The organism is Phyllobacterium brassicacearum, from assembly GCF_003010955.1.
GTDB lineage: Bacteria > Pseudomonadota > Alphaproteobacteria > Rhizobiales > Rhizobiaceae > Phyllobacterium > Phyllobacterium brassicacearum.
The window spans coordinates 309413-324950 of the sequence record NZ_PGGO01000003.1; the positions used below are offsets into that span (position 1 = coordinate 309413).

Sequence of the window (15538 nt, forward strand, 5' to 3'; positions counted from 1 at the left end):
CTCGTTTTTTGGAAAGGTCAATAACATGAAAATTCTTATCAGTGCCGTGATCGGTGCAGGGTTGGTCCTAACTGGATGCCAGACAAAACAGATCAGTGAAATGTCGTACAAGGAAGTGCAAAGTTTCGCTTCCATGATCGACAAACGTTGCCGTCCTCAGGTTAGGACGAAAGCTGAATACCAAATGTGTATCCGCCAAGAAATCACTATGGAGCAAACAAAGAGACATCAGACTCGTCAAGCGATCCGCCAAGGGTTTGCAGCGGCGGCAGAAGGGATGCAAGCTATGTCAGATAACTATGCTCGGCAAGCCCAGTCCAATACCCGTATAACCTGCTACACCAGTGGTGCTTATACCAACTGTTATTGATAGCCGCATCTTCTCCCTCCGATCGCGAGGACAATTGTCAATAAGCTATTGATTTAGTTTGATAATTGAGAGCACCATGGACGGTATTGGAACCGGCTGATGCTTGCATGGCTATCATGACGATCCCTCCTGTCAAAGCATTGATCTCAGACCGATTCCAGCATCCGGGTTTCGCCATTGCTGAAAGACCATTCGTCCCGGCTCGCGGTACTGACGATGATCATGATATCTTCCGGCCTTACCCCGGGCGATTTGCCGAGCAAAGCTACCAGCCGCTTGTAGAACGCTTTCTTCGTCGCCGTGTCCCGGGGCTTACCCGTCGTTATCGAGAACACGATAAAATCGTCGGAACGCGGCCCGCCAAAATAATTACGATCGAAGATCAGTTCGTTGGGGCGATGCTGATGAATGGCCTGAAACCGGTCGTCCGCCGGTACGTTGAACGCTTCGACCATCGCCTGATGCAAGCCGTCGGAAACAGCTTTCAGATATTCGGGCGATTTTCCTTCGATCAGTGAAATGCGGGTAAATGGCATTGGAATTCTCCTTCCAGGGATGCGGTAGTCCAATGAACTTGACGCTGGATTTATAGGCGCGCATAATCATCCCGAAAATCAGAAAATTTTGAAGAAACAGTCCTGAAAATCAGGATAATTAAAATGCGACGAATTACATTCGATCTTGATGTACTGCGGACATTTTCCACCGGAATGGAGCTCGGCAGCTTTGCCAAGGCTGCTGACCGCCTCGGTCGCTCCACTTCCGCTGTGAGTGCGCAGCTGAAGAAACTGGAGCAGCAGGCCGAAACGCCGATCTTTATCAAGGCGGGTCGCGGTCTTGCGCTCACCGACGCTGGGGAGACCATGCTCGCTTACGCGCGACGTCTGCTTGACCTCAACGACGAAGCGGCAACTGCGATTCACGGCACCGAACTTGAGGGCTGGGTAAGGCTTGGTCTGCAGGAAGATTTCGGCGAGACCATCCTGCCGGAGGTCTTGGGGCAATTCGCGCGTGCACATCCGAAAGTGCGGATCGAGGCACGCGTGGCGCGCAATGCGGAGCTGATCGATCGCGTGACGTCGGGCAAGCTCGACTTGGCCCTGGCATGGAGCAGTGGTGAAGTCACCCCCCATAGCGAGCACGTCGTCGACGTCCCGATGTGCTGGGTCGGACCTGCCGGAGAACCGAAGGAGTGGATAGCATCCGCTGAAGAGCCGCTGCCACTGGCATCGCTCGAGGCGCCCTGCCTGTTGCGGACTGCCGCAATCAACGCACTTGACCGCGCCGGCATTCCGTGGCGGCTGGCATTCATCAGTCCAAGTCTGGCGGGATTGTGGGCCGCCACTGCGGCGGGCCTTGGCGTGACCATCCGCACCCCGGTGGGCCTTCCTGCCAGCGTAAAACCTCTTGTGCCCGCAGACAGTGGATTGCCACAGCTACCGAGCCTTGGATTGGTTCTTCATCGCTCGGAAGCGCAATCCGAACCGGCAACGGCCCGTCTTGCGGCAATCATGCTGCAAGCGGTGCACAATGCGATACCGGGATTGTAACAGGAATTATATCGCCCAAGGCGCAAAGACGGGGGCATTCACCGCGACAAGAGATGCGCCGCGGTTCTGGCCGCGTTTGCCAGCCATCTCGACAATCTCAAATGCAGTATGATCCGACAAGAGCGCACGAAGCACCGCCGCATTCAGCCGATGACCGCCGCGATAGGAGCGAAAACACCCGATGAACGGCGCTCCCGCTAACGCAAGATCGCCAATCGCATCCAGTGTCTTGTGGCGGACAAACTCGTCCTTGAAGCGCAGGCCACCGGGATTGATGACCGAATGGTCATCGCCGATGACCAGGGAGTTGTCCAGTGACGAGCCGAGCGCAAGGCCGGCGGCCCAGAGCTTTTCGACGTCGCGCATGAAACCGAACGTGCGCGCGCGCGAAATTTCTTTGCGGAAGATCGTCTCGTCCATGTCTCCGGCGAATTTCTGTCGACCGATAACCGGCGTCTCGAAATCGATCTCGACTTCGTATCGTGTTCCGTCATAGGGACGGAATTCCGCCCACGAGGCACCAGCCTCGATGCGCGATGTTTTGAGGATGCGAATGAAACGGCGCTTTGCGGCCTGACGGACGAAACCGGCCTGTTCGAAAGCATCCAGGAATGCGGCGGAGGTTCCATCAAGAATGGGTACTTCCGGGCCATCGATCTCTATAACCATGTTGTCAATGCCGGCTCCCGCGATCGCCGCCATGACATGCTCGACGGTACTGATCGTAACACCAGCCCGGTTGGCAAGGGTCGTTGAGAGATCCGTTGTGCCGACTTCGGACACCAGGGCCCTGATTTCGTGGCTGCCGCCACTGCCATCGATTCTTTGGAAAACGATGCCGGTATCGGGATCGGCGGGCGCAAACGCCATCGTAACCGGCGTGCCGCTGTGCACACCCGCACCCGAAAGCGATATACGCTCTGCAATCGTCGTCTGGAAATCGCGCAATAGAAACCTCGTGCCGGTGCCGGGCAGGAACACCCGAATTTTATTTTTGGCACGCTGCACGATCGGAATCAGCACAGCAGCTGCCATGTTGCGGCGCAAGATACAGTCGGTATCGTCTGAAACAAAATCACGGTTTCGAGACATTTGTAACGAGAGCATCATCTCCGCTGATCAGTTGTTTCAAAGCCTTTTCAAAAGCTTGAAAGAAAAATTCCGCCATTGAGACAATGGCGGAATTCATATTTTTTAACATTCCGTGAACGGATCAGTTTGCCTGACGGCGGAGAAATGCCGGAATTTCAAGCTGATCGTCTTCGGAAGCCTGGCGCGTTTGCGGCTGGACCCGGCCCTGCTCGTCAAGCTGACCGCGGCGCGGCGCGTAGATGGACGCGTCTTGTGAAAGCGGACGGCGTGGTTCGGCCGGACGCATGGCGGGTTCCCGCGGCTGCGCTGGTTCCAACCGGGCGGTTTCGTCGTCGCGGCGGGTCAAGCCAGCAGTTAGGCGCTTCAAGAGACCCATCGGACCACGATCTTCCTGGCTCTCATATGACGCCGGATCACGACCGTTATCGCGGGCGCCCATGTCGCGAGCATTGAGTTCCGCCTGAACGACCGGCGGGAAATCAGCAACATTGGGCATACGTGGCGCTGCAGCCGGCTGTGATGCAGGCGCCTGCATCTGCGGCTGAGGTTCCGGTTGAACCGGTGCCTGGGGAGCGGCAGCTACCGGAGCGTCGAAGACTTCCGGTGCTGGCGCCTGGAAGATGCGGCTCTGAGGGCGGAACTCCTGCTCGACCTGTTGTGGCGCGCGCTGCGGAATATCATGCTCGGCAGCGCGGATCGCTTCCGCGACCGGATCTGCGGCGCGGGCGGCCGGCTGCTGGACAACCGGACGTGCAACTGTCTCAACTCTTGCGGCTGCCTGCTGCGCGGGCTTGGCAATGGGCTTCAGAGGCTGGCGAAATTCGATCGGCGCGGGCGCCGACTCTCCAATCTGCTTATCGATGCCAGTTGCCACGACAGAAACGCGGATGATGCCTTCGAGGCTTTCGTCAAAGGTAGCGCCGAGGATGATATTGGCATCCTGGTCAACTTCCTCACGGATACGAGTTGCAGCCTCATCAACTTCAAACAGCGTCATGTCGCGGCCACCGGTGATCGAAATCAGCAGACCCTTGGCGCCACGCATGGAGGTTTCATCAAGCAGAGGATTGGCAATTGCAGCTTCAGCGGCAGCCATTGCACGGCCGTCGCCGGAGGCTTCGCCGGTGCCCATCATCGCCTTGCCCATCTCGCGCATGACCGAACGAACGTCGGCGAAATCGAGATTGATCAGGCCTTCCTTGACCATCAGGTCGGTGATGCAGGCAACACCGGAGTAAAGGACCTGATCGGCCATTGCGAATGCATCGGCGAAGGTCGTCTTGTCATTGGCAATGCGGAAGAGGTTCTGATTGGGAATGACGATGAGCGTATCGACATTCTTCTGCAGGTCTTCAATGCCCATATCGGCGGTGCGCATGCGGCGCTGGCCTTCGAAATGGAAAGGCTTGGTCACGACACCAACCGTCAGGATGCCCTTTTCGCGTGCCGCGCGGGCAACGACGGGAGCAGCACCCGTACCCGTGCCGCCGCCCATGCCGGCGGTGACGAAGCACATATGTGTGCCGGACAGATGATCGTTGATCTCATCGATGCACTCTTCCGCAGCTGCGCGGCCAACTTCTGGCTGCGAACCTGCGCCGAGGCCTTCGGTCACCGCCGCACCGAGCTGAATCAGACGTTCAGCTTTGGACTGCGAAAGTGCCTGCGCATCGGTATTGGCCACAACGAATTCAACACCGCGCAAACCGGCATTGATCATGTTATTGACCGCATTGCCACCGCCACCGCCAACACCAAAGACGGTGATCCGGGGCTTAAGCTCGGTAATATCCGGCTTTTGCAGATTGATACTCATTTGTCTCGTTCCTTTTCGTCTTTACCGCCTCGCCGCTGCGGTATTTTTTTGGGTTTCCCCGATTGATCAAAAACTCTCTCTCAGCCACTGGCCGATACGCTGAAAACGCCCACCCGTACCTGTCATCAGCGATGATGAACCGGCCTTTACAGAACGCTCTTCAATTCCTGCCACCTGCGGGTAGATCAGAAGACCAACCGCTGCAGAGAAAGCCGGCCCCTTGGCTGCTTCGGGAAGCCCCGTCACACCGAGAGGGCGGCCAATTCGCACATTGCGCGCCAGGATGCGGCGGGCCACCTCGGGCAGCCCTGCCAGTTGACTGGCTCCGCCCGTCAGGACGACGCGCTTGCCGACAATCTGGCCGTAGCCGGATTGATTGAGACGATCGCGCGCCAGCTCTAGCGTCTCCTCAACGCGGGCACGGATAATGCGTGTCAGAACAGCGCGCGGATACTGGTTGGGTACATCACGCCCGTCATTGCCGAGCGGCGAGACGCTGATGAGATCGCGGTCATCGGCAGCGCTGGGCAACGCCGAGCCGTGCATGACCTTCAGCCGCTCCGCATCATCCATATGCGCAGAAAGCCCGCGAGCCACGTCCATGGTCACGTGGTTGCCACCGATGGCGATGGCGTCAGCGTGAATGAACTTGCCTTCGGAGAAGACCGATATCGTTGTCGTGCCGCCGCCCATGTCGATACAGGCAGCGCCCATCTCGGCTTCGTCATCGACAAGTGCCGAAAGACCACTGGCGTAGGGCGTCGCAATCATTGCCTCCACCGACAAATGGCAACGGTTGACGCAAAGTTCGAGGTTGCGCAATGGCGCAGCGTCAGCTGTGAGCACATGCATTTCAACGCCGAGCGTATCGCCGATCATCCCGAGCGGATCGCGTATACCGCGCTCGCCATCGAGCCCATAGGCGATGGGCAGCGAATGAACCAGATGACGTTCGGTTGCGAGGGCCTGCTTCGCGCCTGCGGCAAGGACACGGCGGATATCGGCCTGGTCGACCTCATGCCCGCCGAGATTGATGCTCGCCGAAAAGCTCTCGCTCTTGAGACGGCCTGAGGAAATGTTGACGATCATTGAGTCGACGGTCAGACCGGCCATGCGCTCGGCTGCATCGACTGCGAGGCGGATCGCCTGTTCAGCAGCATCCAGATTGACGATCACGCCGGATTTGATGCCGCGCGATTTCTGGTGACCGATCCCGAGCACTTCGATGCGGTGGGTACGGCCCGGCAGATGGGCGCTCTCTTCACGCGGACGCAGCCGCGCAATGATGCAGCATACCTTGCTTGAGCCAATATCAAGAACTGTTAGGGAGCGGGTCCGCTTTGCGGATGCCGCTCCAGCCGAGTTCGCTTTTCCGTTCAGAATACTCATACACGCTTCTCCGAACGCTTGGACGCCTTGTCGCGCGCCTTCAAATATTCAACGCGCTGTACCATCGCGTCTGGTGTCAAACGAACGACGACCCGGCCAGTCAGGCGCAGATCGACCGACGCGATATCACGCGACAGAAGTCCGGACTTGCGATCCATATCAACGATATCCGCTAGCGCTTTATCGATCCGGTATTCCGGCAGCATCAGCGTCACGCCACTCTTCATGACAAGATCCCAGCGACGGTCGCCAAGCCGCGCATAAGCCTTCACCTCGCCTGCGATCTGTGGAAAGGCAGCCATCTGTGCCATCAACAGCTTCGCCTGCTTGTCTGCGCCGGCGCCGATCACCAATGGCAGGGCGGCACTGCGTCCGCCGGTGAATGGAACGATCACACGGCCGTCCGCGTCGATGACCGAGAGCTCGCTGCCATTCTGCCAGACTGCCATCGCCGTCCGCTCGTGGATCGAAATCTGAATTGTGTTCGGATAGACCTTGAATACGTCGACGGATTCAACCCACGGCAATCCCGCGACAGCCTTCTGCGCATCGGCAGCACTCAACCCGACCAAGGAGGTTTCGCCGTCGAGGCCAAGAGCGCCGAGAACGTCGATCTCGGACGTTTCCTTATTGCCCACCACCTTGACGTCTTCGATGGCAAATCCAAATGTCGATGTCGTAACCTTGACGACTTCCGGCGCATGACCGCCGAGAATGGCCCCATAGGCACCGGTCAGCGCAAGAAACGCGACGGCACCAAATGTCCCGACATGGTTCGGAATGGACACTTCGCCCTCAATGGTGCGCGCCAGCACGCGCGCCGGTTTGCGCAGGAATTTTGGCAAGACGATCCGGAAACGGCCAAAAGTCGCCGACCTGCCCGAAGACACCGGCGCAGCACCCCGAGGGTGCGCATTTTTGCCCTTCAACGCAAACACGATGCGTCCTCCACCATCCAACTCAACAATTCACCGAAGGTATGCCCCGCAGCTTTGGCGATATCAGGCACGAGAGAGGTGGGAGTCATGCCTGGCTGGGTATTCACTTCCAGCCAGATAAGCTCGCCATCTTCGGAAAAACGGTCGTCGTAGCGGAAGTCCGACCGGCTAATTCCTTTACATCCAATTGCCTGATGCGCCTTGAGTGCCAGTGTTTGTACTTTTTGGTAAATTTTTAGTGAAATTTTAGCGGGAACCACATGATTTGATCCGCCTGCAACATATTTTGAATCATAATCATAGAACTGGTGCCCAACAGGGATGATCTCACACACACCGATGGCGACATCACCCATGACAGCACAGGTCAATTCCCGTCCATGGATGTAGCGCTCGACCATGACGGTATCGCCGTACTTCCAGTCGTTTGATGTGATGATTTGCGGCGGATGCGACTGATCCTCCTTGACGATCACAACACCAAAGCTCGACCCTTCACTGACCGGCTTGACCACATAAGGCGGCTTCATCGGATGTAACGACGTGAAGTCGTGACGATCCATGACCCTGGCTTCCGCCACCGGAACGCCCGCCGCCTTGGCAACGATTTTCGCCTGCTCCTTGTTCATAGCCAGCGCCGAAGCAAGCACGCCAGAATGGGTATAGGGGATTTCAAGATATTCGAGGATGCCCTGAACGGTACCATCCTCGCCGAAGGGGCCATGCAGCGCATTGAACACCACATCCGGCTTCAGCGCATTGAGAACGCTGGCAACATCGCGATCGACATCAACCCGCGTGACCCGATAGCCCTCCGCCTCCAGCGCATCGGCACAGGCATTGCCAGAGGAAAGGCTCACCGGACGCTCCGATGAAAAGCCACCCATCAGCATTGCAACATGCTTTTTCGCCATCAAGGCAACCCCTCAACACTTCCCCATCAAAGGCGGAAAAAGACATGAGTCGAGGCACATCCGGCGGCCGGGACCGCAGATACCCGAAGCTGATAAAAACCAGCCGACTCAAATCAGTTAACGCTTGCCCCTAAAGAATCAGAGAGTTGATTCGCTGACAAGTCCCCAATGATTCAACAATGAATTTTCGTGTAAAAAAATGTGTTCCATGGCTGAAATGCGACATCGGCTTCGAAGAGCGCAACGCAGAGTTCCAGTGCTTAAAGCAGTTGCCCCATGAACTCGTCCACCTCTTGGCCCGGCCGGAACATCCCGAGACGCTTGATCTCCCAGTGAAGTCGGATGCCCGATTTTTCCAGGACGCGCGAACGGATCGTTTCGCCCAAGATCTCAAGATCATGGCCGGTCGCCGTACCGGTATTGATCATGAAGTTGCAGTGCATGGGAGACATTTGCGCACCGCCGATCATCAGGCCACGTCCGCCTGCCTTGTCGATTTCCTTCCAGGCCGAGGAACCGTCCGGGTTCTTGAATGTTGAACCGCCGGTTTTCTCGCGGATGGGCTGTACCGTCTCACGGTGTTGTTGCACGGCATCCATTGCCGCTTGAATGTCGCCCCTGTCGCCGGGCGAACCTTCGAACAATGCCGACGTGAAGATCAAGTCGTTCGGCGCCCCGGAGTGGCGGTAGGCGTAGCCCATATCCGCATTGGACAGGGTATGCACCTCACCCTTGCGATCGAGAGCCCGCACTTCGACCACCCGCTCCCGCGTCTCGACGCCGTTGGCGCCGGCGTTCATGCGCAGTGCGCCGCCAATGCCACCCGGGATGCCGTGGTAGAAATGGAAGCCGGCAATGCCAGCCTCCAACGCCGCGGCCGCGACGCGTTTGTCCGGCGTGGCCGTGCCTGCCCTGAGCTGCGTTTCCGCTACGCGTTCAACCTCACCGAAGCCCTTCGCAGAAAGCCGCACCACAAAACCGCGTATGCCGCCATCGCGCACGAGGAGGTTGGACCCGATGCCGACTGTCAGGATTGGATATTCTTCAGGAACGGCCTTGAGGAATGCCGACAGATCTTCCTCATCGGCCGGCTGGAACAGGACCTCGGCCGGGCCGCCTGCACGGAACCACGTCACTTTTTCCATGCCCATATTGGGCGTCAAACGCCCGCGCAGGCCCGAGAATCGATCGCCCAGCTTTTTCAACAGGGCTTCGCCATCAACCAATGAGTACATTCTATCCTTCCAGCAGCCTCAGCCCCAAACATCCCACCCGGAGCAACCGCCAAACTTAGAGCGCAGCCAGTTCCTTTGGCAAGGCATAGGCCCACTGGGTGATACTGCCTGCACCAAGAAAAATCACAAAATCATCTGGTTTGGCGATTTCGGCTATCAACGGGGCGACTTCCTGCGGGCCATTGATATAGCGCGCGTCGCGATGGGCGGCAGTTCTGATGCGGGAAACCAGTGCCTCGGATGTGATGCCTTCGATCGGATCCTCGCCGGCCGTGTATACCGGCGCAACGACGACGGTGTCCGCATCGTTGAAACAGGCAGCGAATTCGTCGAACAGACTGGCAAGGCGCGTAAAGCGGTGTGGCTGGACAACAGCAACTACGCGGCCCTTGGCGGAATCGCGCGCTGCCTTCAGCACAGCCTTTATCTCGACGGGATGATGGCCGTAATCGTCGAAAATCTCGACGCCGTTCCATGTTCCCGTATGGGTGAACCGGCGTTTGACCCCGCCGAATGACGACAGCCCTTTTTTGATATCGTCAGCAGAAATGCCAAGCTCATGCGCCACTGCGATTGCTGCCGTGGCGTTGGAGACGTTATGGCGGCCCGGCATTGGTAGGCGAAGGCCGGTGATCTCGATCGTTCCTCCGGTCTTGCGCTTGGCGATCTGGACATCGAAACGCGAGCTGGCGCCGTCTACGACAAGGTTGACGAAACGCACATCTGCCTGTGGATTTTCGCCATAGGTGATGACCCGGCGATCCTCGATGCGCGACACCAGCGACTGCACTTCGGGATGGTCCAGGCACATCACGCCGAATCCATAAAACGGAACATTCTCGACGAATTGCCGGAAAGCTTCCCGAACCCGATCGAACGTTCCGTAGTGATCGAGATGTTCCGGATCGATATTGGTGACTACTGCAACGTCGGCCGGAAGCTTCAGGAACGTGCCGTCGCTCTCATCCGCCTCCACGACCATCCAGTCTCCCTCGCCCATGCGTGCATTGGTGCCATACGCATTGATGATGCCGCCATTGATGACGGTCGGATCGAGATTACCCGCGTCGAGCAAGGTGGCAACCATCGAGGTCGTCGTCGTCTTGCCGTGCGTGCCGCCGATGGCAACAGCCTTGCGAAAGCGCATGAGTTCAGCCAGCATTTCCGCGCGGCGGACGACTGGCAGCAGCCTTTCACGCGCAGCGATCAGTTCCGGATTGGACTTCTTGATGGCTGTCGACACGACGACCACTTCGGCGTCGCCTACGTTCTCGGCCTTGTGGCCGACGAAGATCTCGATGCCCTTTTCACGCAGACGCTGCACATTGGCGCTGTCCGCCTGGTCGGACCCCTGAACCCTGTAGCCGAGATTATGCAGGACTTCGGCAATGCCGCTCATGCCGATACCGCCGATACCGATGAAATGAACAAGGCCGATGTTGAGCGGCATCTTCATGGACGCACTCCTTTTTTGAATTCTTCAATACGCTGGTCGGACGCAATAGCCTCTGCGAGGTCTGCAAGCAACCTTGTAGCGTCCGGCTTGCCGGTGCTGCGGGCTTTTTCCGCAACAAATGCCAGTCGTTCCGGCTCATTCATAGCACTCGTCAGGATAGCGGCGATGCGCTCCGGTGATAGTTCCGACTGTTTTATGACGTCGGCACCGCCGACCGCCTGCAGGGCCGCCGCATTGGCCGCCTGATCATGGTCCAGCGCATGCGGGAATGGTACGAGAATGGCGGGACGACCGATTGCAGCGATCTCGGAAACAGTGGACGCGCCCGAGCGGGAAAGGACAAAATGCGCATCCGCCATCCGGCGAGGCATATCCTTGAAGAATGGGGCAACGTAGGCCTTGATGCCGAGTGCCTGATACGCGGCGCGTACCTGCGCCTCATCCTCAGGCCGGGCTTGCTGCGTCAACACAAGACGCGCTTGATCCGCCGGCGCAAGCAGCTTGATGGCTGCAGGAACCGCGGTTGAAAAATACTGCGCGCCCTGGCTGCCACCGAACACCAGGAAGTGGAAGGGCTGATGTGCCTGCGACGCGACATACGGCTTGCCAACTTCTGCAAGGACGGCAGGGCGAACAGGATTGCCGGTGACAACGGTCTTGTCGGCGAAAGGGCCGCCGCGGTCAGAAAGGAACCCGCCGGCGATGGCATTGACCCGCGCAGCGAGTGCCTTGTTGGCACGGCCCATCACCGCATTCTGCTCATGGACCAGCGTCGGAATTTTCATTCGGCTCGCCGCATAGAGCGGCGGGAGGGTTGGATAACCGCCGAAGCCGGCGACGAGCTTGGGCTTCAATGCACGAAACAGTTTGCGGGAATCGAGATTGCCCTGCCACAGAGTCCAGAATGTCTTCGTCAGGGAGAGCGGATTGCGCCCTGCAATCGTCGCCGATCGCACCACATGGACTTTAGCTGGAAACGCGCTTGTAAAACGTGTCGCTCGATCGTCGGTAGCGAGGTGGATTTCCCAATCGCGCGCAATCAACTCATGCGCCAGCGCTTCGGCCGGGAAAAGGTGACCGCCGGTACCACCGGCGGCAAGAAAGATAACCCCCTTCGTCATCGTTCAGATGCTACCCGCCAGTGTCCGCATCTTTGCATCGACCAATGTGGCCGAGCGGCGCGCTGCGGGCCGGCGCCGTGTCAATGCGAGCAGGAGCCCGGTCGAGATCGCAACGGCGATCAAAGACGAACCACCATAGGAGATGAATGGCAGCGTCATACCCTTTGCTGGCATCAGGTGCAGATTGACCGACATGTTGATGATCGACTGGAAGCCGAACAGGATCACCAGGCCCGAGACCGAAAGCCGGGTAAAATCATCGCGTTCCTTCAGCGCAATCGACAGGCCGCGAATGACGATGAATGCGAAGATGATCACGATCAACAGGCAAAGCGCAATGCCATATTCCTCCGCCGTGACCGAGAAGATGAAGTCCGTATGACTATCGGGGATGATGCGTTTGATCGTGCCCTCACCCGGCCCCTGCCCAAACCAGCCGCCACGAATAATCGCTTCGCGGCCGGTATCGACCTGAAATGTGTCGCCTTCGCCAGTCAAGAAACGATCGATACGGCCGGCCACATGGGGAAATACTGTGTAAGCGCCAAAGAAGCCGCCAACGGCAAGAACACCAAGCCCGATGATCCACAGCCAAGGTACCCCGGCCATGAAGAACATGGCGCCCCAAGTGACGGCCGTCAGAATGGTCTGCCCGAGATCGGGCTGTGCGACGAGCAAAGCGGCCACCACACAGAACAACACCATTGAGAAAAAGTTGCCCGGAATGTCCTTGCGCCTTTCATTCTCGGCAAACAGCCACGCACACACGATTACGAAGGCCGGCTTCATGAACTCCGATGGCTGAATTGAAACGCCGGCGAGCGAAATCCAGCGTCGCGCGCCCTTGACTTCTATACCGAAGAATAGAGCACCCACCATGGCAACGAGGGAGATGCCGAGCATGATCATGGCAAACCGGCGGATTGTCCGCGGCGCCATGAAGGACACGGCGAACATCACGATCACGGCAGGTACCATGAACAGCGCCTGACGCTTGACGAAGTGGAAACTGTCCAGCCCGATACGCTCGGCGACGGCGGGGCTTGCCGCGAAGGACAGCAGGATCCCGAGCCCCATCAGGGCAAGACAGGCTGCCAGGAGAAAACGATCGATTGTCCACCACCAGTCGGCTACGGGACCACGGTCAACACGGCTTACCATCAGAGCCTCCAATAGCGGATGCGCCCGCAAGCGCGAGGACGGCGGAGCGGAATGCCTCGCCGCGTTTTTCGAAATTCTGAAACTGATCGAAGCTGGCACAGGCCGGCGACAGCAGCACGACCGGTTCTGCAGAGCCGTCACTTGCCGCGTCGCGTGCAGCATGCTCAACCGCCGCGTCAATCGTGCCGGATATCTCGTAGCGGGCCGCTTCGCCCAGGGTTGCGGCAAATTGCGGGGCCGCTTCGCCAATCAAATAGGCCTTTGCAATGCGTGGGAAAAAGCCGGAAAGCGATGCGATACCGCCTTCCTTGGGGAGCCCCCCGGCGATCCAGTAGATGCGCGGAAATGACGAAAGAGCCGGCGCTGCTGCATCAGCATTTGTGGCTTTGGAATCGTTGACGAAAAGCGTTCTGCCGAGCTTGGCAACCTGTTCCATGCGATGGGCTAGACCGGGAAATGTCTTCAATCCTGCGTTGATCTCTTCATTGGACAATCCGACTGAGCGGCAGGCCGCAAAGGCTGCCAGTGCGTTTTGTGCATTGTGCTCGCCGCGCAGGGACCCGATGCCGGCGAGCGACGCGACGACGGTCATCTCCCCGTTTACCGCGTGGAAGAGATCGGAGCCTTCGGCAAAGTAGCCGTCGCGAACGGCCAAGCGCTTGGATATGCGGAGCACCGGCTTGCCCGTGCGTTGCAGCCGGTCGGCTATTGCCGCGCAATAACTGTCGTCAATACCGATGATCGCGGTTTCGCTCCCAGCAACAAGACGCTCCTTGATTTCGGCGTAGTGCTGCATCGTACCGTGGCGATCGAGATGGTCGGGCGTCAAATTCAGCAAAATGCCGGCAGTGGGATTAATCGAAGGTGCCAGATCGATCTGGTAGGACGAACACTCTACCACATAAAAACGCTTGTCGGCGGGCGGCTGCAAAGTCATGACAGCAGTGCCGATATTGCCGCCGAGCTGCATGTCGCGGCCGGACGTCTTGATGATGTGCGCAATCAGCGCCGTGGTTGTCGATTTGCCATTGGTACCTGTAATGGCAATGAACGGACTGTTCTTACCAATGAGATTTCGCTCACGGCCAAACAGCTCAACGTCGCCAATGATTTCGACGCCCGCAGCCTTGGCCAGATCCACTGTCCAGTGCGGTCGCGGGTGCGTGAGCGGCACGCCAGGCGACAGGACGAAGGACGAGAATTGCTTCCAGTCCAACTGCCGCAGATCGCCGGTTTCGATGCCCGCGTTTCGTGCACGCGAGACGCTCTCGGGATTGTCATCCCAGGCAATGACTTTCGCTCCTCCGGCGACAATCGCCTGCGCGGTCGCTATGCCCGAACCGCCGAGCCCGAACAGCGCGACGGTCTTGTCCTTCATGGAGTAGGCAGCGATCATGCGGGCAAACCCTTATCTGAGTTTAAGCGTAGAGAGGCCGATCAGCGCGAGGATAACGGCGATGATCCAGAGCCGGATCACCACCTGGCTCTCGGTCCAGCCTTTCTTTTCGAAGTGGTGATGGATAGGCGCCATCAGGAAGACGCGCTTGCCGGTCATCTTGAACGAGGCCACCTGGATGATGACCGACATCGCTTCCATGACGAATACGCCGCCGATAATGGCGAGGACTATTTCGTGCTTGGTGGCGACGGCAACGGCTCCAATGAGACCACCGAGCGCAAGGGATCCGGTATCACCCATAAAGATGGCGGCGGGCGGTGCATTGAACCAGAGGAAACCGAGCCCCGCACCGATGACCGAACCAAGTACCACGGCGAGCTCGCCAGTGCCGGGCGTGAAGTGTATCTGCAGATAGTCCGCGAAGATCGCATTGCCTGAAAGATACGCGATAACGCCGAACGAAGCTGCTGCAATCATCACCGGAACTGTCGCAAGACCGTCCAGGCCATCCGTGAAATTCACTGCATTGCCGGCGCCGACCATGACGAAGGCGGCAAAGGGAATGAAGAAGATGCCCAGATTGAGGATCAACTGCTTGGCGAACGGGAAAGTCAGCGACGAGGAGAAAGGCTCCTGTCCGGCCCACATGATGGCAAGACCAGCCAAGCCGGCAAGGAGAAACTCTATTCCCAGGCGCGCCCTCGCCGAAAAACCTTTGAACGTCTGTTTGCTTACTTTCAGGTAGTCATCATAGAAACCGATTGCACCGAACCCGAGGGCAACCAGCAATACGATCCATACATAGACATTCGACCAGTTGGCCCAAAGCAATGACGAGACAACAATACCCGTCAGGATCATGAGCCCGCCCATCGTCGGTGTGCCGGCCTTTTTAAAATGAGTCTGCGGGCCATCGGCACGGATCGGCTGACCGCGTCCCTGCCGTATCCGCAGTGAATCGATGATACGTGGTCCAAACAGAAATACAATCAGCGCCGAGGTGATCAGGGCGCCGCCGGTCCTGAACGTGATGTAGCGGAACACGTTGAGAAACTGGATATGTTCCGCCAGACCGGCGAGATAATAAAGCATCAGCT

Annotated in this window: 14 protein-coding genes; 2 read left to right on the top strand and 12 right to left on the bottom strand. The window is 58.2% G+C overall.

What is annotated here, in order from left to right; genetic code table 11:
- The first annotated feature begins 25 nt into the window (after nt 1–25).
- Nucleotides 26–370: a hypothetical protein gene (locus CU102_RS06685; protein ID WP_106710234.1), complete on the top strand. Its 345-nt coding sequence runs from the start codon at nt 26–28 to the stop codon at nt 368–370.
- Nucleotides 371–516: 146 nt separating this feature from the next.
- Here CU102_RS06685 and CU102_RS06690 read toward each other — a convergent pair whose 3' ends face one another.
- Nucleotides 517–906: a tautomerase family protein gene (locus tag CU102_RS06690; RefSeq protein ID WP_106710235.1), complete on the bottom strand. Its 390-nt coding sequence runs from the start codon at nt 904–906 to the stop codon at nt 517–519.
- A gap of 123 nt (nt 907–1029) precedes the next feature.
- Here CU102_RS06690 and CU102_RS06695 point away from each other — a divergent pair, with 123 nt between their 5' ends.
- A complete protein-coding gene (locus CU102_RS06695; RefSeq protein ID WP_106710236.1) occupies nt 1030–1920 on the top strand; it encodes a LysR substrate-binding domain-containing protein in 891 nt (296 codons plus the stop codon).
- 6 nt (nt 1921–1926) lie between these two features.
- Here CU102_RS06695 and lpxC read toward each other — a convergent pair whose 3' ends face one another.
- The 11 genes from lpxC to mraY all read right to left on the bottom strand — a co-directional run bounded on the left by lpxC (nt 1927) and on the right by mraY (nt 15533).
- Nucleotides 1927–2868, bottom strand: a complete 942-nt coding sequence (gene lpxC, locus CU102_RS06700) for a UDP-3-O-acyl-N-acetylglucosamine deacetylase (protein ID WP_106710347.1) — start codon at nt 2866–2868, stop codon at nt 1927–1929.
- 265 nt (nt 2869–3133) lie between these two features.
- Nucleotides 3134–4828: a cell division protein FtsZ gene (gene ftsZ / locus CU102_RS06705; protein ID WP_106710237.1), complete on the bottom strand. Its 1695-nt coding sequence runs from the start codon at nt 4826–4828 to the stop codon at nt 3134–3136.
- A 66-nt stretch (nt 4829–4894) separates the two neighbouring features.
- Nucleotides 4895–6217: a cell division protein FtsA gene (ftsA, locus tag CU102_RS06710; RefSeq protein ID WP_106710238.1), complete on the bottom strand. Its 1323-nt coding sequence runs from the start codon at nt 6215–6217 to the stop codon at nt 4895–4897.
- Nucleotides 6214–7155 (bottom strand): cell division protein FtsQ/DivIB, encoded by a 942-nt coding sequence (locus CU102_RS06715; protein WP_106710239.1) that lies wholly within the window; start codon nt 7153–7155, stop codon nt 6214–6216. Before CU102_RS06715 ends, ftsA begins: the two co-directional genes overlap by 4 nt.
- Nucleotides 7143–8069: a D-alanine--D-alanine ligase gene (locus CU102_RS06720; protein WP_106710240.1), complete on the bottom strand. Its 927-nt coding sequence runs from the start codon at nt 8067–8069 to the stop codon at nt 7143–7145. The genes CU102_RS06715 and CU102_RS06720 overlap by 13 nt, the downstream gene beginning before the upstream one ends.
- Before the next feature lie 260 nt (nt 8070–8329).
- Entirely contained in the window at nt 8330–9304 is a 975-nt protein-coding gene (gene murB / locus CU102_RS06725) for a UDP-N-acetylmuramate dehydrogenase (protein WP_106710241.1), read from the bottom strand.
- A 55-nt stretch (nt 9305–9359) separates the two neighbouring features.
- A complete protein-coding gene (gene murC / locus CU102_RS06730; RefSeq protein ID WP_106710242.1) occupies nt 9360–10760 on the bottom strand; it encodes a UDP-N-acetylmuramate--L-alanine ligase in 1401 nt (466 codons plus the stop codon).
- Complete coding sequence (murG, locus tag CU102_RS06735; RefSeq protein ID WP_106710243.1) at nt 10757–11881, bottom strand: undecaprenyldiphospho-muramoylpentapeptide beta-N-acetylglucosaminyltransferase; 1125 nt, start codon at nt 11879–11881, stop codon at nt 10757–10759. The genes murC and murG overlap by 4 nt, the downstream gene beginning before the upstream one ends.
- A 3-nt stretch (nt 11882–11884) precedes the next feature.
- Nucleotides 11885–13042: a putative lipid II flippase FtsW gene (gene ftsW, locus CU102_RS06740; RefSeq protein WP_106710244.1), complete on the bottom strand. Its 1158-nt coding sequence runs from the start codon at nt 13040–13042 to the stop codon at nt 11885–11887.
- Nucleotides 13026–14438, bottom strand: a complete 1413-nt coding sequence (gene murD, locus CU102_RS06745; RefSeq protein WP_106710245.1) for a UDP-N-acetylmuramoyl-L-alanine--D-glutamate ligase — start codon at nt 14436–14438, stop codon at nt 13026–13028. The genes ftsW and murD overlap by 17 nt, the downstream gene beginning before the upstream one ends.
- A gap of 12 nt (nt 14439–14450) precedes the next feature.
- Nucleotides 14451–15533, bottom strand: a complete 1083-nt coding sequence (mraY, locus tag CU102_RS06750; protein WP_106710246.1) for a phospho-N-acetylmuramoyl-pentapeptide-transferase — start codon at nt 15531–15533, stop codon at nt 14451–14453.
- Nucleotides 15534–15538 lie beyond the last annotated feature (5 nt).

Excerpts from the sequence above, each read along its gene's own strand:
- mraY (WP_106710246.1), bottom strand. The coding sequence starts at position 15,533 with ATGCTTTATTATCTCGCCGGTCTGGCGGAACATATCCAGTTTCTCAAC.
- murD (WP_106710245.1), bottom strand. The coding sequence starts at position 14,438 with ATGATCGCTGCCTACTCCATGAAGGACAAGACCGTCGCGCTGTTCGGG.
- murC (WP_106710242.1), bottom strand. The coding sequence starts at position 10,760 with ATGAAGATGCCGCTCAACATCGGCCTTGTTCATTTCATCGGTATCGGC.
- CU102_RS06720 (WP_106710240.1), bottom strand. The coding sequence starts at position 8,069 with ATGGCGAAAAAGCATGTTGCAATGCTGATGGGTGGCTTTTCATCGGAG.
- murG (WP_106710243.1), bottom strand. The coding sequence starts at position 11,881 with ATGACGAAGGGGGTTATCTTTCTTGCCGCCGGTGGTACCGGCGGTCAC.
- ftsW (WP_106710244.1), bottom strand. The coding sequence starts at position 13,042 with ATGGTAAGCCGTGTTGACCGTGGTCCCGTAGCCGACTGGTGGTGGACA.
- murB (WP_106710241.1), bottom strand. The coding sequence starts at position 9,304 with ATGTACTCATTGGTTGATGGCGAAGCCCTGTTGAAAAAGCTGGGCGAT.
- ftsZ (WP_106710237.1), bottom strand. The coding sequence starts at position 4,828 with ATGAGTATCAATCTGCAAAAGCCGGATATTACCGAGCTTAAGCCCCGG.
- ftsA (WP_106710238.1), bottom strand. The coding sequence starts at position 6,217 with ATGAGTATTCTGAACGGAAAAGCGAACTCGGCTGGAGCGGCATCCGCA.
- CU102_RS06695 (WP_106710236.1), top strand. The coding sequence starts at position 1,030 with ATGCGACGAATTACATTCGATCTTGATGTACTGCGGACATTTTCCACC.
- CU102_RS06685 (WP_106710234.1), top strand. The coding sequence starts at position 26 with ATGAAAATTCTTATCAGTGCCGTGATCGGTGCAGGGTTGGTCCTAACT.
- CU102_RS06690 (WP_106710235.1), bottom strand. The coding sequence starts at position 906 with ATGCCATTTACCCGCATTTCACTGATCGAAGGAAAATCGCCCGAATAT.